Source organism: Ligilactobacillus animalis KCTC 3501 = DSM 20602, from assembly GCF_001434535.1.
GTDB lineage: Bacteria > Bacillota > Bacilli > Lactobacillales > Lactobacillaceae > Ligilactobacillus > Ligilactobacillus animalis.
Genome location: NZ_AYYW01000025.1, coordinates 127,134 through 150,058, shown reverse-complemented (window position 1 = coordinate 150,058; position 22,925 = coordinate 127,134). Strand labels below are relative to the sequence as shown.

The window sequence follows — 22,925 nt, the reverse complement described above, 5'->3', positions numbered from 1 at the left end:
TTTAATTTTTTTAGTACAGTTGTTATGCTAAAATTTATCATATTGAGTAATCTGAGAGGAGAAACTAGATGGTGACCCCAAATATTCCTAAGGCAACGGCAAAACGTTTGCCGATCTATTACCGCTATCTCAATATTTTAGCGGATGCTGGTAAGGAGCATGTCTCTTCGACTGAATTAGCTGAAGCTGTTAAGATCGATCCAGCAACGATCCGACGTGATCTCTCATATTTTGGTGCTTTAGGCAAGCGTGGCTATGGTTATGATATCGCCAGCTTGCAAGCATTTTTCAAAAAAACACTACGTCAAGATAAATTAAATAATGTAGCTTTGATCGGGGTGGGTAATCTAGGCCACGCCCTATTGAATTATAACTTTCACAAGAGCAATAACGCGCGGATCAGTGCGGCTTTTGATATTGACCCTAAGATTACGGGATTGATCCAAAGTGGGATCCCAGTTTATCCGATGGAAGATATGCAAGAGCAACTGCAATTGCAACAAATAGAGATCGCGATCCTGACTGTTCCAGCTGATAAAGCTCAGGCCGTGACGGATGAATTAGTTGCAGCTGGGATCAAGGGGATCTTGAACTTTACCCCATTGCGGATCACGGTCCCTAAAGATGTTCGCGTCCAAAATGTTGATCTGACTAATGAATTGCAGACTTTGATCTATTTTTTACAACACTTTGAATAACTATGAAAAAGGATGTGTGGTGCACACATCCTTTTTTGTTACCAAGCACTTAAAATAATAAGCAAATTCATTAAACTATGGGCTAAGATCGGAATGCGTAAACGGCCTGTTCTAGCATATAGCAAGCAAAGCACTAGTCCGATCCCGGCATAAGTCAAATAATGTCCATCTTGATGAGCCAAACTAAAGAGTAAACTCGAGGCCAGTGCCGCACCGATCGGGTCGATCACAGAGCCAAGATCAGCAAACAAGACTTTGCGAAAAACAAATTCTTCCATGATCGGTGCAAAGATGACGATGTTTACTAAATAATATGGATATTTGGCAAGGACTGTCAAAAGATAACCGGTATTAGCCGAATAACTAGGCTGTCCAAGAAATTTGATCTCGATATACGAACTGAGCCATTGCAACAAAACGAGCGCTAGTGTACCAAAAATAATGTAATAGATTTCTTGGCGAAGTGCAAGCTTTTTTGGGGTGCGCAAAAAACGATCCTTGAAAGGAAACTTGTGCGCTAAGTAGAGCAGCGTCCCGCAACCGATGAGATTCAAAACGGTCACGGCTGGATAATACCAAGCATTTTTGAAGATCACCCATAATAAAGGCGCCAAAGTCATTGTGCCACAATAGATACTTAAGATGACAAGTGAATTTAACTGTAACTGTTTTTTCATCGATAAAGGTCCTAACTATAAAGTTTCAATAGTTAGATTATATGTTTTTAACGCTATTTATTCAAACTAATTTCAAAAATATTTTAGCACTCTTAAGGTGCGAGTGATAAAATGCTTGCAATTTAAAAGTAAAGTTAGTATAGTAATAGTTGTAATCGATTAGCACTCAAGTTGTTAGAGTGCTAAAAAGAATTTGGAGGGATATAACGTGCTTAAACCATTAGGAGATCGCGTAATTTTAGAGGTCGAAAAAGAAGAAGAAAAAACTGTGGGTGGGATCGTCTTAGCCGGCGGTGCTAAAGAAAAACCACAAACAGCTAAAGTTGTTGCTGTTGGTACGGGACGTATCCTTGATGATGGCAAGAAATTAGAAATGACACTTAAAGTCGGCGATGTTGTCGTTTTTGACAAGTACGCCGGTGCTCAAGTTGAATTTGAAGGTCAAGAATATTTAGTAATGCACGAAAAAGATATTCTTGCCGTTGTGGAATAAATATATAAGTAAACATTGAACTTAATTCGTATGAGGTGAATTAGAAATGGCAAAAGAAATCAAGTTTTCAGAAGATGCACGCGCAAAGATGCTTGCTGGTGTAGATAAGTTAGCTGATACTGTAAAATCAACGATCGGTCCTAAGGGACGTAATGTTGTTTTGGAACAATCATACGGTACTCCAACGATCACAAATGATGGGGTAACGATCGCTAAGGCAATCGAATTAGAAGATCATTTTGAAAATATGGGTGCTAAGCTAGTAGCCGAAGTAGCTTCAAAGACTAATGATATTGCGGGTGACGGTACCACAACAGCTACTGTTTTGACACAATCGATCGTTAACGAAGGAATGAAAAATGTGACTGCTGGTGCTAATCCAGTAGGTATCCGTCGTGGGATCGAGTTGGCTACTAAAGCTGCAGTAGATGCTTTGCACAAGATGTCACATAAAGTTGAATCTAAGAGCGATATTGCTCAGATCGCATCTATTTCTTCGGCTAATGAAGAAGTTGGTAAATTGATCGCTGATGCCATGGAAAAGGTCGGTAACGACGGTGTGATCACGATCGAAGAATCTAAAGGGATCGATACTTCATTAGATGTTGTTGAAGGTATGCAATTTGATCGTGGTTACCTTTCTCAATACATGGTAACTGACAATGACAAGATGGAAGCAGATCTTGAAAATCCATACATTTTGGTAACTGATAAGAAGATCTCTAACATCCAAGAAGTTTTGCCATTGTTACAATCCATCGTTGAACAAGGTCGTCCATTGTTGATCATTGCTGACGATGTTGATGGTGAAGCCTTGCCAACACTTGTTTTGAACAAGATCCGTGGGACATTCAACGTGGTAGCTGTTAAAGCTCCAGGTTTTGGTGATCGTCGTAAAGAAATGTTACAAGATATCGCTGTTTTAACTGGTGCAACTGTGATCACAGATGATCTTGGTCTCCAATTGAAGGACACGACCTTAGATCAATTAGGGACAGCTAGTCGTGTAACAGTTACAAAAGAAAACACAACGATCGTCGAAGGCGCTGGCGATAAAGCACAGATCGCTGAACGTGTTGAACAACTCAAAAAACAGATCGCTGAAACGACTTCTGAATTTGATAAAGAAAAACTCCAAGAACGTTTGGCTAAATTAGCTGGTGGGGTAGCCGTTATCAAAGTCGGGGCTGCTACTGAAACTGAATTAAAAGAACGCAAATACCGGATCGAAGACGCTTTGAATGCTACACGTGCAGCGGTCGAAGAAGGCTTTGTTCCTGGTGGTGGTACAGCTTTGATCGATGTGATCGATGATGTCGCTGCTTTGAGTGAAGCTGGCGATGTACAAACAGGTATCAACATCGTTAAACGTGCGCTTGAAGAACCAGTTCGTCAAATCGCGATCAATGCTGGTAAAGAAGGTTCTGTGATCGTTGAAAAACTTAAAGAACAAAAAGCCGGTATCGGTTATAACGCTGCTACTGATGAATGGGTCGATATGATCGAAGCTGGTATCGTTGACCCAACTAAGGTAACTCGTTCAGCACTACAAAATGCGGCTTCTGTCTCAGCGTTATTGTTGACAACTGAAGCAGTTGTGGCTGATAAGCCAGAAGAAAACAATGATGTAGCTGCTCAAATGCCACAAGGGCCAATGATGTAAGCAAGTTAAATCAAAATTTTTTGAAGCATCCTAAAATTTTAGGGTGCTTTTTTTGTGAGATTGGTGTAAAATTCAACTGTTACTCTTTGAAGTGACCTAGGAATTTTGAATTTAAAATCTAATCAGCCAGTAGCTATCAAAATGGCTAACTAGCTAAAAGGGGGTTTTCTGTTTATGTATCGATATTTAAAGAGATTATTGATCGGACAACCGCTAAAAACTGCTGAAGAAAGTGGGCAGTCTTTGACTAAATTCAAAGCTTTGGCCTTACTTTCCTCGGATGCGTTGTCATCAGTGGCATACGGGACAGAGCAGATCACAACAGCATTATTTATTTTATCGGCTGCTGCGACCTGGTATGCATTACCAGCTGCTGGGATCGTGTTACTCTTATTGTTTGCGATCACGATGTCGTATCGTCAGATCATCAATGCTTATCCTTCTGGGGGTGGAGCTTATGTAGTTGCGACCAAAAACTGGGGGACGAGCGCAGGCTTAGTTGCTGGTGGATCACTTTTAGTTGATTATATGTTGACTGTGGCTGTTTCAGTTACATCTGGGACAGAAGCTATTACCTCAGCGATCCCAAGTTTACAAGCACACAGCGTTTTTATCTCGGTCGTGATCGTCTTATTTATTATGACGTTGAATTTACGTGGGATGCGTGAATCGGCTTCATTTTTGACGATCCCAGTGTACTTTTTTGTGATCATGATCGTTTCGATGGTCGCTTTGGGTTTGTTTAATATCGCAACGGGTAAGATCCAATATTCAGCCGCAGCTCATATTGGTGATGCGGTACCAGGGATGTCGTTATTGCTGTTTTTAAAAGCTTTTTCAGCGGGTTCATCTTCATTGACTGGGGTAGAAGCCATCAGTAATGCAGTTCCTAATTTTAAAGAGCCTAAAAAGCGCAATGCGGCGAATACCTTGGCGATCATGTCATTGATTTTAGCGGTCTTCTTTAGTGGGATCACCTTTTTGAGTTATTATCTAGGTGTTTTACCTGATCCTAAACAAACGGTGCTTTCTCAGATCGCAGGTGCCGTTTTTGGTCACGGTATTTTCTACTACCTACTGCAATTGTCAACGGCCATGATCTTGGCGGTGGCTGCCAATACTGGCTTTTCGGCCTTTCCGATCTTAGCCTATAACTTGGCCAAGGATAAATTTATGCCTCATATGTTTATGGATAAAGGCGATCGTTTGGGCTATTCTAATGGGATCATTGCATTAGCGATCGGGGCGATCGTATTGATCTTTATCTTCAAAGGCCAGACTAATTTATTGATCCCATTGTATGCGGTCGGGGTCTTCGTACCGTTTACGCTCTCACAAGCAGGGATGTTGATCCATTGGAAACGCCACAAGGGCAAACATTGGATCTTAAATTCTTGTTTTAACCTATTGGGGGCAGTGATCTCCTTTGCTTTAGTGGTCTTTTTATTCTGGTTACACTTTGACAATGTTTGGCCATATTTGATCATTATGCCGGTACTGCTCTTTGGTTTTTACAAGATCCATAGTCATTATGTTACTGTAGCGGCGCAATTGCGTTTAAGTGAAGAACAACAATTGCATGATTATTCTGGTTCAACGGTCATCGTGCTAGTTAGCTCGGTCACACACGTAACGACTGGGGCGATCAACTATGCACGTTCGATCAGTGATAATGTGATCGCAATGCATGTTTCGTTTGATACTAATCCTAAAAAAGAACACGAAACGGCACAGGAATTCAAAATGGCGTTTCCAGATGTTCGCTTTGTCGATCTGCATTCTTCATATCGGTCGGTCGTGCCCCCAGTTTTGCGCTTTTGCGATGTGATCGCTAAGGATGCTAAACAGCGCAATTACTCGTTGACGGTCTTGGTACCGCAGTTTGTACCGAAGAAACCTTGGCAAAATATCTTGCATAATCAAACGAGCTTACGTTTGCGGTCAGCTTTAGGAGCCCACGAAAATATTATCGTGTCGACTTATAGCTACCACTTGAAAAAATAGAATATCGGGGTCGTGGAGATTGCTTCACGGCCCTTTTTTAATTTTTCTCACGCAAAAAATGACCCATTCGCTGGTTTATGGTAAAATGATACTTGAATTATAGGCTTTTTAGCTGATAATGAATTCTCAACATTTGAGGATTTGATGGAAAGAGGACGCTATATGTACAAAATCCTTGCGTCGTTGTTAGCAACATTTGTCCTAGCTTTAGTGCTGACTCCATTGGTCCGGCGCCTATCTTTTCGAGTCGGAGCAGTTGATAATCCCAATGCCCGGCGAGTTAATCGGGTGCCGATGCCGACCATGGGGGGCTTAGCCATTTTTGTTGCATTTAATACGACAAATTTCTTTTTATTACGCGATCAATATCCCTTAAAACAATTAGTTGCGTTATTATTGGCGCAAAGCTTGATCATCGTGACGGGAATGATCGATGATATTTTTGAATTAAAACCGCGCCAAAAAGTTTTAGGGATCACACTGGCAGCATTGGTAGTTTATTTTATTGCTAATATCAAAATGACGACTTTGACGCTACCGTTTCTTGGAGTCGTTTCTCTAGGCTGGTTTAGTTTACCGATAACTTTGATCTGGATCTTAGGGATCACTAACGCTGTCAATTTGATCGATGGCTTGGATGGTCTGGCTACAGGTGTCGCGATCATTGCGCTTTCGACTAGTGCACTGACGGGATATTTCTTCTTGAACGTGACGTCGACATTTATTTCGATCATGATGGCGACCTTGGTAGCTGCTTTATTGGGCTTTTTACCGTATAATTTTCATCCTGCTAAGATCTATTTGGGGGATACCGGTTCGCTGTTTATCGGCTTTATGATCTCTGTCTTCTCGCTTTATGGTTTGAAGAATGCAACTTTTATCACGTTGATCATCCCGGTGATCATTTTAGGAGTACCGATCACGGATACTTTATATGCGATCTTACGTCGACTCTTGAATAAAAAGCCAATCTCACAAGCCGATAAGCATCACTTGCACCATCGCTTGATGCAGATGGGATTGACCCACCGCCAGACAGTGTTGGTGATCTATGGGATCGCATTGATCTTTTCGTTTATCTCATTGCTATACCCCTTGTCCAATTTATGGGGTTCGATCTTACTGACGGTTGCAACATTATTTGGTTTAGAACTATTTGTTGAAGCGATCGGCTTGGTTGGAGATACACGCCAGCCTTTATTGAATGGGATCAAACATTTAGTTTTGAAAGTCAGTCGTTTATTTGAACATAAATGAATTACATAAAAAATACGCCATCCCAGATCAAGGATGGCGTATTTTTTAGGCTTGATGGGGATCAAAATCGATCTCGTGATAGCGATTTTCCCCAACGGTGATCGTTACGCGACCATTCAGTAAGTCGGTGATCTTAGTTGCTAATTCATCAGCCAGATCCATATCGACAGCGATCACGACCTCGACTTCTTCGGTGTAGTTCGTCGCCAAGGTAAATACGGGCTGACTTTCCAGATAATTTTGTAGCTTGCCTAATAATGGGTAGCTGACTTTTAGTGAAAGTTCAGTTTGGACGACGCGTTTGACGATCCCTAATTCTTTTAGGGCTTGGGCAACGGCGCCACCATAAGCACGGATCAAGCCACCGGTTCCTAGTTTGATCCCACCGAAGTAGCGTGTCACTACGGCGCAAACATTATGCACTTGATTTTTCTTAAGCACATCCAACATAGGTACGCCAGCAGTCCCAGAGGGTTCACCATTGTCACTTTCCCGTTGGATCTCGTCGTTTAGGCCTAAAGTGTAGGCAAAACAGTTATGAGTAGCCTTGCGATGTTTGGTTTTGATCTCCTCGATAAAGGCTCGAGCTTCTTCTTCGGTTTCAGTTCGTTTGATATTACAGATGAATTGTGATTTTTTGATCACGATCTCGATCACACCATCTTGTTTTAAGGTAAGATATGGTTTATCCAAGTAAAATATAGCTATATTGTGAAATCAAAAGGCTATAGCTTCCCCCTTAAAGAGTTATTCTTTTAGTAGCTTCACAGACCTTACTACTATTATTTTTGAAACTCACAAATAATTTTACGCCTAGTTTGCGTATCTTATAAGTGAGGTGAAAAAATGGAAAAAACATTGAATTTGTTGATGGGTCGTCAAGTAAGTAGTCCACAGCTCCAAGCTCTAGGTGTAGCCTTAGATTCAACTGAGCTCAAACAATGGCCAGCTGTCATCATAAAAAAAGGACGCTTATTTTGTCAACGCTGTGGTTTTCAGGCGCCAAGAACAAATTATGCGCTACCAGATAAGAGTTATTATTGTCCTGCTTGCTTAGCGTGGGGGCGCTTGACGACGACCATGTCACTTTATAGTATACCCGAAGCCAACGATTTTAAAAAGTATTCCCAAGATCTGTTGGAGAAAAAGCCAAGGTTATCTTTGTGGCAGAAAAAGGCTGCCAAAGAATTATTGCAAACGGTCAAACGCAAACAAGAACGGCTATTATGGGCGGTAACTGGAGCAGGGAAGACCGAAATGCTATTTGAAGCACTAAATTTTGCGTTATTAAACCAGCAGCGGGTCTGTTTGGCAACACCGCGGGTCGATGTTTGTAACGAATTATATCCGCGTTTGTGCCAGGTATTCCCTAAAGTCAAAAGCAGTTTATTGTATCAAAATAGTGGTCAAGAATATACCTACACCCAGTTAGTAGTGTGCACAGTGCATCAATTATTGCGGTTTTATCACGCATTCGATCTATTGGTGATCGATGAAGTCGATGCTTTTCCTTATGTTAATGACCATCAATTGCATTATACCGTCGCGAATGCTAAAAAAATAAATTCGAGTACGCTATATCTGACGGCGACCCCTGATCGTTATTTAAAACAACAGATCCACCAAGAAAAGCTAGCGGTGACTTGTCTACCGCTGCGTTATCATCGGCATTTATTACCCGAAATAACATTGGTCAAGCTTTACTTCCCCAAACAAAAAATTGAAGCAAGGATCAAAAGATATCTCGCCAAGTGGATAAAAAATAAAACACCTTTTCTAGTGTTTGTGCCCCAGATCGCCTTACTAAAGCCAATTTTGGAAGAGTTACAGCATTTTTGGCCTGCGATAAAGGGGGAATGTGTTTCGGCTCTTGATCCTGACCGACTGCAAAAAGTCAAAAATTTGCGCACTGGGAGCGATTGCTATTTAGTAACGACTACTATCCTTGAACGTGGGATCACGATCGCTCGTTTGAATGTCATGGTATTGCAAGCCGATGCGCCGGTCTTTTCTGAGACGGTCTTAGTTCAGATCGCGGGCCGTGTTGGCAGAGATAAAGACTACCCAACAGGAGATGTGATCTTGGCTTATCAGGAAATGACATCGGCTTTACGCGCAGCTAAAAAACAGATCAAGCTTTTGAATAAAAAGGCTACGCAGTTGTTAAAAAATGATGAAGTGTCTACTTTGTAACGCTACATTAGCGTTTGATTTTTCATGGCGCTGGTTTTTTAGCTTCCAAGCTTTTGAAACTGTACCGATCTGCGAAAAGTGCCATCAAAAGTTTATTGCGATCGCTGAGAAAACGAGTTGTCCGGGCTGTGGGCGTAAACAAACCCAGCGTAAATTGTGCCAAGATTGTCTTCGCTGGCGCAATTTGCAAAAAGAATTATTGTACAACAAGGTCTTTTACGTCTATGCCGAACCTAATATGCGTGCGTACTTTGAAGCTTATAAATTTCAAGGGGACTACCGTTTGCGCCAAATATTTGCCAAAGCATTGCAAGCTTACTGTAAGAAGTATTTACGCCGGGGATGGTCAATAGTCGTGATCCCTGTAGATGAACAAACCTTAGCTACCCGAGGCTTTGATCAAGTTGTTGGTTTTTTACCAGATATACCCAAGAAAATGTATCTATATCATTTAAAAAAATTTGGCCGTTGTCCGCAGTCGCATAAATCACGACAAGAGAGACTGGCAACGCCGCAACCTTTTGGCTATCAAGGCCCAGCTGATCTAGAACGTAAAAATATTTTGTTAGTAGATGATATTTATACGACAGGTAGTACCTTATATCATGCGCGTGAATTGTTGTTGGCCCATAATTGTGGCTGTGTACGCTCAGTGACACTAGCCCGTTAATATATAAAATTTTATAAATGTTGAGTGGTTATTAATTGTTAATTTAACCGCTTTCTATTATAATAAAAATAGAGATAAGGTAAGACTAATAAAGTATATACCTAGTCTTTTAAGCATATAAAATGCTTAGTTGTGAAAGGAGAGGTTATCATGTTAAAGATTAATGTTCGTGGTGAAAATATTGAGGTTACGGGTGCGATCCGTGAATATGTGGAAAAGAAACTTTCCAAACTTGAAAAGTATTTTGAGGATACATCTAATTCTACCGCTCACGTAAATCTTAAAGTGTATTCTGACAAGAACAGCAAGGTAGAAGTTACGATCCCGCTTCCATATTTGGTATTGCGTGCCGAAGAGACCTCACCAGATATGTATGCAAGCATTGATCTGGTAACGGATAAGCTTGAACGCCAAATCAGAAAATATAAGACAAAGCTCAATCGCAAATCACGCGAAAAGGGTTTCAAGCATATGGAATTCGTTCCGACCGAAGATCCAAAACAAGCTGAAAAAGAAGATAAAAAATTCGAAGTTGTCCGTACAAAGAGCGTTTCATTGAAACCAATGGACGTAGAAGAGGCTATCTTGCAAATGGATATGTTAGGTCATGATTTCTTTATCTATGAAGATGCAGAAACTGAAGGCACAAACATTGTCTATCGTCGTAGAGATGGTCGTTACGGCTTGATCGAAGCTAATAACTAAGCTATCCTTGTGATGCTTTAAGCGCCTGATTTAGTTCAGGCGCTTTTTGTAGTCTAATTGTAATTGTTTGAGCACCAATAAAATGCTAAAATAAGAAGAAGTATATTTTTATTTGAAAAAAATAATGTAATCGTTGCAGAAAGGATTTATAAAGTAAATGGCAAATGTCCTAAAAAAATGGGTCGAAAGCGATAAACGCGAATTAAAACGCCTTGGAAAGATCGCTGATCAAGTCGAAGCTTATGCCAATGACATGGAAGCTTTGTCTGATGAAGAATTAAAAGCAAAGACCCCTGAATTTAAACAACGTTATCAAAATGGTGAAACTTTAGATGATCTCTTGCCGGAAGCCTTTGCGGTCGCACGCGAAGGGGCTAAACGTGTGTTGGGGCTATATCCTTACCGGGTCCAGATCATCGGGGGTACAGTGTTACATGAAGGTAATATTGCCGAAATGCGGACTGGTGAAGGTAAAACCTTGACCGCGACAATGCCGGTCTACCTTAATGCCTTATCAGGTGAAGGGGTCCACGTTGTTACCGTTAACGAATATCTTTCAAGTCGTGATGCTACTGAGATGGGTGAATTGTATAACTGGCTCGGTTTAACGGTAGGGTTGAACGTTGCGGATAAGACTCCAGAAGAAAAACGTGAAGCTTATGCTTGTGATATCACATATTCAACTAACAGTGAGCTTGGTTTTGACTACTTGCGTGATAACATGGTGGTCTACCGTGAAGATATGGTCCAACGTCCATTGAACTTTGTTATCGTCGATGAGGTCGATTCGATCTTGATCGATGAAGCGAGAACACCGTTGATCATTTCGGGGCAAGCAACTGCAGCTACGCAGTTATATACTCGGGCTGATCGCTTTGCTAAGACGTTGAAAAAAGACGAAGATTTTAAAGTTGATCTGGAATCAAAGACTGTTTCCTTGACCGAAGAAGGTATCCAAAAAGGTGAAAAATATTTTGGTTTGACTAACTTATTTGATCCTGACAATACAGCTTTGAACCACCACTTAGATAATGCTTTACGTGCTAACTACATCATGCTACGTGATAAAGATTATGTGGTCCAAAATGATGAAGTCATGATCGTTGACCAATTTACTGGACGTATCATGGATGGTCGGCGTTATTCAGATGGTTTGCACCAAGCGATCGAAGCTAAAGAACACGTTAAGATCGAAGAAGAAACTAAGACGATGGCTAACATCACTTACCAAAACTTCTTTAGAATGTACAAAAAGCTCTCAGGGATGACTGGGACAGCTAAAACTGAAAAAGAAGAATTCCGTGAAATTTACAACATGGAAGTCGTAACGATCCCAACGAACCGTCCAATCTTGCGTGAGGACCGTCCGGATCTGTTATATCCAACTTTGGAAAGTAAGTTTAAAGCCGTAGTCGAAGATATCAAGGAACGCCATGCAACGGGGCAACCAGTTTTGGTCGGTACGGTAGCGGTCGAAACATCTGAGTTATTATCTCAAATGTTAGACCAAGCGGGGATCCCACATGCCGTATTGAATGCTAAAAATCACGCTAAAGAAGCTGAGATCGTCGTTAATGCTGGCCAACGTGGCGCCGTAACGATCGCAACAAACATGGCTGGTCGTGGGACTGATATCAAGTTAGGACCTGGTGTGCGTGAGATCGGTGGTTTGGCTGTTATCGGGACCGAACGTCATGAATCACGCCGTATCGATAATCAGTTGCGTGGTCGTTCTGGGCGTCAAGGTGACCCTGGTGTGACACAGTTCTACCTTTCACTTGAAGATGATCTGATGCTGCGTTTTGGTTCTGAACGTATCAAACATTTCTATGAAACGATGAACATCTCGGATGATACTGTGATCCAATCCAAGATGATCACGCGCCAAGTAGAATCAGCGCAAAAACGGGTCGAAGGTAATAACTACGATACACGTAAGCAAGTTTTACAATACGACGACGTGATGCGGTCTCAACGTGAAGTCATCTACTCACAACGCCAACAAGTCATCATGGAAACTGAATCCTTGAAGCCAGTTATCATGCCGATGATCCAGCGGACGGTCGAACATAACGTTCAAATGAATACTGTCGGCGATAAAAAAGACTGGAATTTGGATGGGATCGTTGATTTTGCGATCGGTGCAATGGTCAATGAAGATAGCATCAGTAAAGATGATTTTGCAGGTAAGAGCCAAGAAGAGATCGTTTCTTACTTGATGCAAAAGGCTGAAGAAAACTATGCTGCTAAAGAAGCACAATTGAATGATAAAGCGCAAATGCTAGAATTTGAAAAAGTTGTTATCTTGCGCGTGGTCGATGCCCGTTGGACTGATCATATCGATGAGATGGATCAATTACGTCAATCGATCGGGTTGCGTGGTTATGGTCAGCTAAATCCATTAGTTGAATATCAATCAGACGGTTTCAGAATGTTTGAGCAAATGGTCGGTGACATTGAGTATGATGTGACCCGTCTCTTCTTGAAAGCTGAGATCCGTCAAAATATTAGTCGCTAGTAGTTAGAAGAAGACCAGTTTTGACTGATCTTCTTTTGACTTACATACGAGTAATTTGTAATTGAGGGAATAATTATGGAAATCAATGAATATAAGAAAGAAATCGAAGCGATGAAAGCTAAAATTTCGGACTTTAGGGGGTCTCTTTGACTTAGAAGGTCTGGAAGAACTCATTTCAGAAAATGAAATGAAAATGGCTGAACCGGGGTTTTGGGATGATCAAACTAAAGCTCAGACGGTCATCAACGAAAATAACGAGCTCAAGGCTAAATATGATAATTTTCATCAATTAGCTACGGCGGTCGAAGAACTAGAAGTTTTGTATGAATTGGTCCAAGAAGCACCCGAGGACGAAATGTTGTCTGAATTAGCGGAAAACTATACTGCGACTAAGCAAAAGTTAGAAAGTTATCAGCTGACATTATTGCTAAATGAGCCTTACGACAAAGATGATACGATCTTGGAGATCCACCCCGGTGCTGGGGGGACCGAATCACAAGATTGGGGTTCAATGTTGTTACGAATGTATACTCGTTGGGCCGAGCAACACAATTTCACGGTCACGACCCAAGACTATCAACCTGGTGATGAAGCTGGGATCAAGTCGGTAACACTGACGATCTCGGGGCATAATGCATATGGCTATTTACGTGGTGAAAAAGGTGTTCATCGTTTAGTCCGGATCTCACCTTTTGATTCGGCTGGTCGTCGGCACACATCATTTGCTTCGGTCAACGTTATGCCTGAGTTGGATGATGATGTGGAAGTTGAGTTGCGTCCAGAAGATATCAAGATGGAAGTCTTCCGAGCTAGTGGTGCTGGGGGACAGCATATCAACAAGACCTCATCAGCTGTGCGCTTGATCCACGAACCAACGGGGATCGTTGTGTCCAGTCAAGCTCAGCGTTCGCAATTCCAAAACCGGGCGACCGCTGAAAAAATGTTACGCTCGAAACTGTATCAGATCGAATTAGAAGAACAAGAGAAAAAACGGGCTGAGATCCAGGGCGAGCAACTAGATATCGGTTGGGGCTCTCAGATCCGTTCCTATGTCTTCCACCCATATTCAATGGTCAAAGATCACCGGACCAATTTTGAAACAGGTAATACGCAAGCAGTAATGGATGGAGATCTAGATGGTTTTATCAATGCTTATCTCCAATGGAAATTACAAAAAACAAATCCAAGCTAAAAAAGAAAGGAAGAAACAGCTTGATAGAATATAAAGATGTTGTCAAAAAATATGACGGCGATACATTGGCAAATGATCACATTTCCTTAAAGATCGAGCAAGGCGACTTTGTTTATGTCGTTGGTCCTAGTGGGGCAGGGAAATCGACCTTTATCAAAATGATGTATCATGAAGAAGTACCTACTTCGGGTCATATCAAGGTAAATGACTATAACTTAGAGAGTATGAGAAATCATGAGGTTCCTTTTTTACGGCGTGAATTAGGGATCGTGTTCCAAGATTTCAAACTATTACCACGCCTGACTGTTTTTGAAAATGTAGCTTATGCGCTTCATGTTATCGAAAAAGAACCTGAAGAAGTTGAAAAACGGGTCGCTCATGTCTTAGATCTTGTTGGTCTAGCTGATAAAAAAGATAGTTTCCCAGATGCATTGTCCGGTGGGGAACAACAACGTGTCGCAATTGCACGTGCGATCGCAAACAAACCAACGATCTTGATCGCCGATGAACCAACGGGTAACCTTGATCCAGACACAGCTCGTGGGATCATGGATATCTTAGAAAAGATCAATCAAGAAGGTACAACGATCGTTATGGCGACCCACAATAGCTTTATTGTAAATGAATATCGGCATCGCGTGATCGAAATTTCGGATGGCAAGATCGTTCGAGATCAAGAAGAGGGGGATTATACTGATGAAAACAGTCACGCTTAAGCGCCATTTGAAGGAAAGTTTAAAGAGCTTAAAACGCAATGGTTGGATGTCAGTTGCCGCTGTTAGTGCGGTAACTGTGACTTTGATCTTAGTCGGAGTTTTACTTTCGATCTTGCTAAATATCAATAAAGTTGCTCATGATGTTGAAAATGATGTGCAAGTTCGGGTCGTTATCGATCGTGATGCAACCAAAGAACAACAAGCACAGTTGAAAGCAAAATTACAAAAGATCGATGGTGTTCAAAAGATCAGTTTTTCAAGTAAGAAAAACGAGTTGAACAACGTGGTCGGAACTTATGGGAAAGAATTTCAATTATTCAAGGGTGACGATAACCCACTTTACGATATTTTTATCGTTGATACGAATTCCCCAGCTGAAACGATCAGTGTAGCTAAAAAAGCTAAAAAGTTACAATATGTGTATGATACACGATACGGTGGAGCTTCAGCCAAGAAGTTATTTAAGGCGGTAGCTGCGATCCAACGTTGGGGATTAGTGATCAGTTTGCTCTTGCTCTTTGTGGCAGTCTTCTTGATCTCTAACACGATCCGGATCACTATCTTATCACGGAGCAATGAAATTGCGATCATGCGTTTAGTTGGGGCAACTAATAGTTATATTCGCTGGCCATTTATCTTAGAAGGCGCTTGGACGGGCTTTTTAGGGGCTATTTTACCGATCGTCTTGGTCGATATCGCTTATTTATGGTTATACGGTATTATGTCAAGTTCAATGGCAAGTACAGGTTATCAATTGTTGACGCCAGGAACATTCTTATGGCAGATTGATCTCTTGTTAGCTGCGATCGGGATCATTATCGGGGCTTTAGGTTCTGGTCTTTCAATGAGCCGTTTCTTAAAAATTTAGTAATTAATAGTGTAGGCCAATGCGGTCAACACACCGAAGGGTCCACCATGATGTTTGGCATCGTGGTGGACCCTTTGTGTATTGTTAAACTTATGGCACAGTCTTTTTGGTTATGATGGTTTTCAAAGCTATAAGTATGTTTCATCCGCAAAAATTGTTATAATGTAACCAAACACTTAGAAAGGACTGGAGTCTTTGCAACTTTTAAAAAGTGTGGGTCTCTTTTTTATCCAGCCGCTATTTTGGGCGGGGATCTTGATGACCTTGATATCTTATCAATTACGCTTAAAAAATGAACGTCGTAATTTTCGGATCGCGATCGATCGGGATTTTTATGAAGCACGGCATTTTATCAAACATGGCTTGTTATTTTTAGTGCTGGGGTCATTGTTTGCGCTTATCTTTGGACTGAGTTTACCAACGCAGACATTGGTTTTATACCAGATCTTAGCAGTCGTGGCACTTTTGTTCATCAATGTAGGCGATCTTAGTCTAGCAGCACTTTTGGTCACTGGAGCGGTGACCTTTGTCTTGAGTGAGACGCCGTTTGGAAGTGATGCTAGTTGGGCAAGCTATATTTTACCTCATGAACTGGGAACTCGCTTTGGCAGTGCTATTTTGCTTTTAACTGCGATCTTAGCTCTTTTCCAAGCTTTTTTAGCCCGTGAAAATAAAGCTGAATGGTTTAGTCCTAAGATCTTTGCCGGTAAACGTGGGCGCCGGATAGCGGGTTATACTTGGCGTGAATTCACGGTCTTTCCACTGATCATGTTTATACCGGGAATGAATTTTGATTCTTGGCAACAGTGGCTTGACCCGAGCCAGTATTTAACGCATTTTATGGTAGTGCCACTATTTGTGGGGGCTTTTTGCAAGATCTATAAGCAACAACCAAAAGAAGCTTTACACTTACGCCAACGCCAAAGTTATCTGATTGCATTTTTAGCTGGTCTTTTAGCATTAGTAGCATATTTTGTACCAGTAGTAGGCTTTTACGGGATCGCTGGGCTGTTATTGATCTTGGTCGCCCAAGCTTTTGGTCGTTTGAAAGCCGACCATGATGCTAAACGTTGGTATGTGGAAACTTCGGAGGGTGTACGGATCGTAGCGGTCAAACCAGAGACACCAGCAGCTAAGATGAAACTTGAAGTTGGTGATATCATCCTTGAATGTAACGGGATAAAAGTAGCTACAGGTGATGAACTTTATGAAGCATTACAAAAAAGTCCGGCTTATTGTCGTTTAAAAGTCAAAAACTTTGAAGGTGAATTGAAATTAGCTGAAAGTGCGATCTATGCTGATTCACCACATGAGATCGGATTGGTATTATTTGAATAAGATGCAAAGGGGGACGACTTTGGTGAAACAAGGTCGTAGATGAACGTGAAAAAAGTATTAGTAGTTGAAGATGACACTGCGATAAAGACCCTGCTCAAGTATAATTTAGAGCAGGCAGGTTACCAAACGACAACTAGCAGTGACGGTCAAGCGGGCTATGAACTAGCTTTGAACAATGAATATGATTTTATTTTGTTAGATGTGATGTTACCTAAATTAGATGGCTTAGAGATAACTAAACGCTTGCGGCAAGAAAAAGTGATGACCCCGATCTTGATCATTACAGCACGCGATCAAGAGCTTGATAAGATCATCGGATTAGAATTAGGAGCGGATGACTATTTGACTAAGCCGTTTTCGCCTCGAGAAGTCATCGCGCGCTTAAAAGCGATCAGTCGGCGGATCACACCTAAAGAAGTAACACCTACACCAAAAGTTGATACGCAAACACTTTTTAAATATCCAAATTTCACAGTGGATCTAGAACGAGTCAAGGTCACGGCAAATGATCAGACCGTAGCTTTGACCCCAAAAGAGTTTGAGCTATTGGCCTATTTTATCAAACGCCCGGGAAGAGTCTTGAGTCGTGAGAAATTATTGAACGGCGTCTGGGGCTATGATTATGTGGGCCAAACGCGCATGATCGATATGCACGTCAGCCATCTGCGTGAAAAATTAGAGCCAGATCCTAAAAAGCCAAAGTATATAGAAACTTTACGTGGCTTTGGCTATCGCTTCAATGGTGGAACTGATGACTGAGATGCGTGAACTATGGCAATATTTATTACTATCGTTAGGCGAAGTTTTAGCAGTCGGCTTGGTTTATGGCATGATCTTTCATGAACATTTTTTGACTGTGTGGCAAGAAGAAGGAGCAGCTTGGATCTTTTTAGCGGTGATCTTAGTGGCATTAGGCAACTATCTCTTTTTTAAACGCCAAGCAAAACGGCGCTTAGCTAGCCAAGCCTTGTTGCTCAAAAAGCTAAGTGAATTAGTTGAAAATCAGCCAAGTCGCCATGTCCTATTACCAAAAGATGATGAGTATTATCAACTCTCCCGTTTGGTGAATCGCCTGCAATCTAATCAGCGTAACCTTTTACGAAGTTATCAGCAACAAAATCGTGACTATTTAACGCTGTTACAGTCGTTGACCAGTGGCGTGATCGTCTTTGATCAGCGTAAACAAACGGTCTTGTATAATCATGTGTTAGCCAGTATATTAAATACAACAGAGCTCAAGGGTCAGCCGTTTTATCAAGTATTTACGGCAGTCGAGCTGATCGCTGTTACCCAAAAAGTCTACCAGACTAAAGAAGATCAACGGCTCCTGTGGCAAAAAAAGGTTGCTCAGAGCAATGAGTGGTTTGAGGTGCAGGTAGTCTATGTTCCCTTGAGTCGCCACCATTATTCAGTGATGTGTATCTTTAATGATGTGACTGAGATCAAGCAATTAGAGGTCAAGCAGCGTGAATTCATGGCAAATGCGAGTCATGAATTAAAGACGCCGCTAACTGCGATCCAAGGATTCAGTGAGACACTTTTAGCTGGAGCCTTGGATGATAAGAAGACCGCACGTGATTTTGTGCAGATCATCTTTGAACAAAGTCAGCAGTTGACCGAGTTGATCGAGGATATCTCGGCACTTGCCCATAATAAAAGAACGCAGGAATTAAAATTAGAGCAGATCAAGCTCAAAGCATTTTGCGAGCGGATCTTAGCCAGCTATTTAGCTCAAAGTAAGGCTAAAAATTTAGCGATCGAGTTGCAGATCCCGGATGACTTTGAGATAAGTTGTGATATCAAGTATCTACAACATATAATCAGCAATTTGATCCAAAATGCTATCAGATATAATGTAGTAGATGGTAAGATCAAACTCACAGCTACTAGCTCAGCTAATGAGTGGCGTTTAGTTGTCTATAACACAGGTCAAACTCTTGCTCAAGCTGATAAAGAGCGGATCTATGAGCGCTTCTACCGCGCAGATAAAGCGCGCTCAGCTGAAGGAAGTGGCTTAGGCTTAGCGATCGTTAAAGAGGCAGTCGAGGCTTTATCCGGGCAGATCGTTGTCATGAGTCCGTACAAAAATGGAACCAAATTTACGGTGACTTTACCGTTATTTTTAACATAAGAATGAAAAGAGAGGAAAAATGAGAATGAGAAAGAAACTTTATCGCTCCAATGATTCAGTGATCTGCGGTGTTTGTGCCGGGATCGCCGAGTATTTTAATATTTCACCATGGGTCGTTCGGACCATCTTTTTAGTGGTCGCAGTCGCTTGCAAGTTAGTGCCACTATTAGTTTATGTTCCGATCTTGTTATATTTAGGTTTGGCACTTTATCTACCTAAACATCCCAATGAAAAGTATAATGACGTCTCTACCTTGCTCAGTCGCTTTGGCCAACAAGAAGAAAAGCGCCGTCCAGTGACAGATGCTAAAGAAAGAGATGTTAAGCAAAATAAAAAGGGAGGCAAATAAGATGAATTTTTGGCAACGAACTTTGATCACCGTATTGGTCTTTTTAGCAACAGCGGGCTTTTTCCCAACTTATTTTCACGTTTCAAGCGTGTGGATCGCTTGTCTAGCTGCGATCATTTTGGGTTTGTTGAACATGTTCGTCAAACCGTTATTGGTCATCTTATCTTTACCGATCACAGTGATGACTTTGGGGATCTTTTACCTGTTCATCAATGCCTTTATGTTGGAATTGACCTCGTTTTTGGTCGGAAATTCGTTTGAGTTTTCAAGTTTTTGGTCGGCGATGATGGTGGCGATCATTTTAAGTATCGTAAACTTAGTGATCACCAACTACACCACACAAAATAGTAATTATTAATTGCTGAAAACGCTTTTCACGATTAGAATTATCTGTAGTTAGATCCTTTTAGAAAGATGAAATGTGGAGTGGATCAAGCAGAGATGGACGACATCTTTAAACTATCAGCATTAGGTCAGGCGATATGCTGATGGTAAATAAATCAAGAAGGGAAAAGCTATATTTCTTTCTATAGCATGATTATCATGCTAGTTCACGTTTATATAGCAGAAGACAAATGGCGAATACTGTTAGTGTAAAAAAATTAGTAGCAGATATCAGTAATTTAGAAGTCTATTCTGGAGAACAATACTTAGAAGAACGCCAGATCACGACCGAAGACATTTCACGTCCTGGGTTGGAATTGACCGGCTACTTTGATTATTATCCAGAAGAGCGGATCCAACTTTTTGGGATGACGGAAATCTCATATGGTAATAAGATGAGTTCAGAAGCGCGCAAAAAGATCATGGATGAACTTTGTGGTCCCAACACGCCATGCTTTGTGGTCTCACGTTATTTAGCCGTTCCAGCTGAAATGAAAGCTGCGGCTGAAGAACATCATATTCCGATCTTACGGACTAAATTGCCAACGACACGTGTTTCAGCTAAGTTGACCGATTATTTGAGTGGTCGTTTAGCCCAACGTAAATCGTTACATGGGGTCTTAGTTGATATTTATGGTCTTGGGGTATTGATCACTGGCGATTCAGGTGTTGGTAAATCTGAAACGGCGCTTGATCTTATCAAACGTGGGCATCGATTGATCGCCGATGACCGCGTTGAGGTTCACCAACAAGATGAACAGACATTGATCGGTGAAGCACCACGGATCTTACGCCATTTGTTAGAGATCAGAGGTGTCGGGATCATCGATGTCATGAATCTCTTTGGGGCAGGTGCTGTCAGAGCGAAGACTGATATCTCTTTGATCATCCATTTGGAAAATTGGGAAAAAGATAAACAATTCGATCGTTTAGGGAACGGTGAGCAACGGGTAACGATCTTTGATGTTGAAATACCTAAGATCTCGATCCCAGTGAAAGTTGGGCGCAACTTAGCGATCATCATTGAAGCCGCTGCAATGAATTATCGGGCAAAGACGATGGGCTATGATGCGACAAAGGCCTTTGAACGTAATTTAAATGAGTTGATCAGTGAAAATTCAGCAGAAGAGAAATAGGTGTTGAGAATTGAATTTTAGTTTAGGTGTCATCGATCCGATCGCTTTTAGTCTAGGGGGACTGCAGGTCCACTGGTATGGAGTGATCATTGGATGTGCGGTTTTATTAGCCTTATACCTTGCAGTTAGTGAAGGTAAGAAAAGACAAGTCCCCGCCGATGATTTTTATGATTATATCTTATGGGCGCTACCGATCGCTTTGATCAGTGCGCGAGCTTACTATGTCATTTTCCAATGGCAGTATTATCAAAATGATCTTAGTGAGATCTATCGGATCTGGGATGGCGGGATCGCGATCTATGGTGGCTTGTTGGGCGCATTGCTCGTTTTAGTGATCTTCTGCCGTAAGAAACAGTTGTCGGCTTGGCTATTTTTAGATATCATTTCGCCAACTGTGATCTTAGCTCAAGGTATCGGTCGGTGGGGCAATTTCATCAATCAAGAAGCCCATGGTGAAGCCGTATCACATGCATTTTTGACGAGCTTGCATTTGCCCGGATTTATCATTGACCAGATGAATATCAACGGGATCTATTACCAACCGACCTTTTTGTATGAGTCGGTGTGGGATATCTTAGGCTTTGTGATCTTGATGTTGTTACGCCATCGTAAGCATCTCTTTAAACGAGGCGAGATCTTTTTGACTTATGTCGCTTGGTATTCCTTTGGCAGATTTTTCATTGAAGGGATGCGAACAGATAGCTTGATGTTAGGTGCTTTGCGCGTTTCGCAATGGTTGTCAGTCATCTTGTTTATTGGGGCGATCATTTTGATCGCATATCGGCGTTATTATCGTCCCAATGAACCTTGGTATTTAGCCGGAAATGTTAAATACGGGCGAGAGCTTAAATAATTGAGCTTAATATTTGAAGTTGTTTCAGCAATTTTAGAAGAGTATCATCAAGTAAATAGGAAGGTGAAGATATTATGGCTAAAAAATATGATGTGATCGTGATCGGTGCAGGTCCTGGGGGCTTGACGGCTGGCTTATATGCTTCACGGGCTAATTTGTCGGTTTTGATCTTAGACCGTGGAATCTATGGTGGTCAAATGAACAATACCGCTGAAGTTGAAAATTATCCCGGATTTAAGTCGATCTTAGGACCAGACTTAGCTGAAAAAATGTATCAAGGCGCGATCCAATTCGGAGCAGAATATGCATACGGTAGCGTTGAAAAAGTTGAAGTCAATGGTGATCTAAAACAAGTCATTACCGATAATGAAACATATGAAGCACCTGTTGTGATCATTGCCACAGGTTCGCAATACCGGAAATTAGGTGTTGAAGGCGAAGCCGAATATGCTGGTCGGGGTGTTTCTTATTGTGCAGTTTGTGATGGTGCTTTCTTTAAAGATCAGCCACTAGCCGTGATCGGTGGCGGTGATTCCGCCGTTGAAGAGGGTGTCTATTTGTCTAAGTTAGCTTCAAATGTCAATATCATCCACCGTAGAGACCAATTACGGGCCCAAAAGATCTTGCAAGAGCGTGCTTTTGCTAACGATAAGATCGACTTTACATGGGATACGGTCGTAACAAAGATCAATGGCGATGGGCAAAAAGTCACGAGTGTATCGACACATAACAAAAAGACCGGTGAAGACGGTGAATTAAAGGTCAATGGTGTCTTTATCTATGTGGGGGTCATTCCTTTGACTGAACCGTTCAAAGCGCTTGGGATCACTGATGAACAGGGCTGGATCAATACCGATGAGTTGATGCGGACTAGTTTACCTGGTGTTTATGCGATCGGCGATGTTCGGGCTAAAGAATTACGCCAGATCACGACCGCTGTTGGCGATGGAAGTATTGCTGGGCAACAGGCGTTCAATTATATAGAAAGCTTGAAGGATTAAACGAATAGCACTAGTGGTAGTTTTACTGCTAGTGCTTTTTGATATCGAATAAATTTTTTGTAAGCGTAAAAGTGCTTGT

General features: G+C 41.6%; 22 protein-coding genes. 20 read left to right on the top strand and 2 right to left on the bottom strand.

Annotated elements, in window-relative coordinates; all coding sequences use genetic code 11:
* The first annotated feature begins 68 nt into the window (after window positions 1-68).
* Window positions 69-698, top strand: a complete 630-nt coding sequence (locus FC30_RS04380) for a redox-sensing transcriptional repressor Rex (RefSeq protein WP_010689425.1) — start codon at window positions 69-71, stop codon at window positions 696-698.
* Between the two features lie 38 nt (window positions 699-736).
* On the opposite strand, the gene FC30_RS04375 is transcribed toward FC30_RS04380, so the two are convergent.
* Complete coding sequence (locus FC30_RS04375; protein ID WP_010689423.1) at window positions 737-1,375, bottom strand: CPBP family intramembrane glutamic endopeptidase; 639 nt, start codon at window positions 1,373-1,375, stop codon at window positions 737-739.
* Window positions 1,376-1,583: 208 nt separating this feature from the next.
* Between FC30_RS04375 and groES the strand changes: the two genes are divergently transcribed.
* The 4 genes from groES to FC30_RS04355 all read left to right on the top strand — a co-directional run bounded on the left by groES (window position 1,584) and on the right by FC30_RS04355 (window position 6,792).
* Complete coding sequence (groES, locus tag FC30_RS04370; RefSeq protein WP_004048331.1) at window positions 1,584-1,868, top strand: co-chaperone GroES; 285 nt, start codon at window positions 1,584-1,586, stop codon at window positions 1,866-1,868.
* 46 nt (window positions 1,869-1,914) lie between these two features.
* Window positions 1,915-3,531 (top strand): chaperonin GroEL, encoded by a 1,617-nt coding sequence (groL, locus tag FC30_RS04365; RefSeq protein WP_010689422.1) that lies wholly within the window; start codon window positions 1,915-1,917, stop codon window positions 3,529-3,531.
* A 174-nt stretch (window positions 3,532-3,705) separates the two neighbouring features.
* The gene (locus FC30_RS04360; protein ID WP_010689421.1) at window positions 3,706-5,535 is read left to right on the top strand and encodes an APC family permease; all 1,830 of its coding nucleotides are present in this window, start codon (window positions 3,706-3,708) and stop codon (window positions 5,533-5,535) included.
* 162 nt (window positions 5,536-5,697) lie between these two features.
* Complete coding sequence (locus FC30_RS04355) at window positions 5,698-6,792, top strand: glycosyltransferase family 4 protein (protein WP_010689420.1); 1,095 nt, start codon at window positions 5,698-5,700, stop codon at window positions 6,790-6,792.
* Between the two features lie 45 nt (window positions 6,793-6,837).
* Here FC30_RS04355 and FC30_RS04350 read toward each other — a convergent pair whose 3' ends face one another.
* Complete coding sequence (locus tag FC30_RS04350; protein WP_010689419.1) at window positions 6,838-7,485, bottom strand: YigZ family protein; 648 nt, start codon at window positions 7,483-7,485, stop codon at window positions 6,838-6,840.
* 153 nt (window positions 7,486-7,638) lie between these two features.
* Here FC30_RS04350 and FC30_RS04345 point away from each other — a divergent pair, with 153 nt between their 5' ends.
* From FC30_RS04345 to trxB, 15 genes are all read left to right on the top strand, one after another.
* Entirely contained in the window at window positions 7,639-8,985 is a 1,347-nt protein-coding gene (locus tag FC30_RS04345) for an ATP-dependent helicase ComFA (RefSeq protein ID WP_010689418.1), read from the top strand.
* Complete coding sequence (locus FC30_RS04340) at window positions 8,966-9,655, top strand: ComF family protein (protein WP_029507340.1); 690 nt, start codon at window positions 8,966-8,968, stop codon at window positions 9,653-9,655. The genes FC30_RS04345 and FC30_RS04340 overlap by 20 nt, the downstream gene beginning before the upstream one ends.
* A 150-nt stretch (window positions 9,656-9,805) precedes the next feature.
* A complete protein-coding gene (hpf, locus tag FC30_RS04335; RefSeq protein ID WP_004048318.1) occupies window positions 9,806-10,360 on the top strand; it encodes a ribosome hibernation-promoting factor, HPF/YfiA family in 555 nt (184 codons plus the stop codon).
* 157 nt (window positions 10,361-10,517) lie between these two features.
* On the top strand, window positions 10,518-12,878 hold the full coding sequence (secA, locus tag FC30_RS04330; RefSeq protein ID WP_010689416.1) for a preprotein translocase subunit SecA: 2,361 nt from the start codon (window positions 10,518-10,520) through the stop codon (window positions 12,876-12,878).
* 75 nt (window positions 12,879-12,953) lie between these two features.
* Window positions 12,954-14,070, top strand: a protein-coding gene (gene prfB / locus FC30_RS04325) for a peptide chain release factor 2 (protein ID WP_191975474.1) whose coding sequence is annotated in 2 segments (ribosomal slippage) — window positions 12,954-13,025 and window positions 13,027-14,070 — 1,116 coding nt in all. Because the reading frame shifts where the segments join, the coding sequence is not laid out codon by codon here.
* Window positions 14,071-14,090: 20 nt separating this feature from the next.
* Window positions 14,091-14,786, top strand: a complete 696-nt coding sequence (ftsE, locus tag FC30_RS04320) for a cell division ATP-binding protein FtsE (RefSeq protein WP_010689414.1) — start codon at window positions 14,091-14,093, stop codon at window positions 14,784-14,786.
* On the top strand, window positions 14,767-15,654 hold the full coding sequence (gene ftsX, locus FC30_RS04315) for a permease-like cell division protein FtsX (protein WP_010689413.1): 888 nt from the start codon (window positions 14,767-14,769) through the stop codon (window positions 15,652-15,654). Before ftsE ends, ftsX begins: the two co-directional genes overlap by 20 nt.
* Window positions 15,655-15,849: 195 nt before the next feature.
* Window positions 15,850-16,992: a PDZ domain-containing protein gene (locus FC30_RS04310; protein ID WP_010689412.1), complete on the top strand. Its 1,143-nt coding sequence runs from the start codon at window positions 15,850-15,852 to the stop codon at window positions 16,990-16,992.
* 45 nt (window positions 16,993-17,037) lie between these two features.
* Complete coding sequence (locus FC30_RS04305) at window positions 17,038-17,751, top strand: response regulator transcription factor (RefSeq protein ID WP_029507339.1); 714 nt, start codon at window positions 17,038-17,040, stop codon at window positions 17,749-17,751.
* Window positions 17,744-19,123 (top strand): sensor histidine kinase, encoded by a 1,380-nt coding sequence (locus FC30_RS04300; protein WP_010689408.1) that lies wholly within the window; start codon window positions 17,744-17,746, stop codon window positions 19,121-19,123. Before FC30_RS04305 ends, FC30_RS04300 begins: the two co-directional genes overlap by 8 nt.
* 25 nt (window positions 19,124-19,148) lie before the next feature.
* Complete coding sequence (locus FC30_RS04295; RefSeq protein ID WP_010689407.1) at window positions 19,149-19,472, top strand: PspC domain-containing protein; 324 nt, start codon at window positions 19,149-19,151, stop codon at window positions 19,470-19,472.
* 1 nt (window position 19,473) lies between these two features.
* Window positions 19,474-19,830 carry a phage holin family protein gene (locus FC30_RS04290; protein ID WP_004048289.1) on the top strand — a complete coding sequence of 119 codons (357 nt, stop codon included), beginning with the start codon at window positions 19,474-19,476 and terminating at the stop codon, window positions 19,828-19,830.
* Between the two features lie 217 nt (window positions 19,831-20,047).
* The gene (hprK, locus tag FC30_RS04285; protein ID WP_010689405.1) at window positions 20,048-20,992 is read left to right on the top strand and encodes an HPr(Ser) kinase/phosphatase; all 945 of its coding nucleotides are present in this window, start codon (window positions 20,048-20,050) and stop codon (window positions 20,990-20,992) included.
* Window positions 20,993-21,002: 10 nt separating this feature from the next.
* Complete coding sequence (gene lgt, locus FC30_RS04280) at window positions 21,003-21,845, top strand: prolipoprotein diacylglyceryl transferase (RefSeq protein WP_010689403.1); 843 nt, start codon at window positions 21,003-21,005, stop codon at window positions 21,843-21,845.
* A gap of 74 nt (window positions 21,846-21,919) precedes the next feature.
* Window positions 21,920-22,846: a thioredoxin-disulfide reductase gene (gene trxB / locus FC30_RS04275; RefSeq protein ID WP_010689401.1), complete on the top strand. Its 927-nt coding sequence runs from the start codon at window positions 21,920-21,922 to the stop codon at window positions 22,844-22,846.
* The last annotated feature ends 79 nt before the right edge of the window (window positions 22,847-22,925 follow it).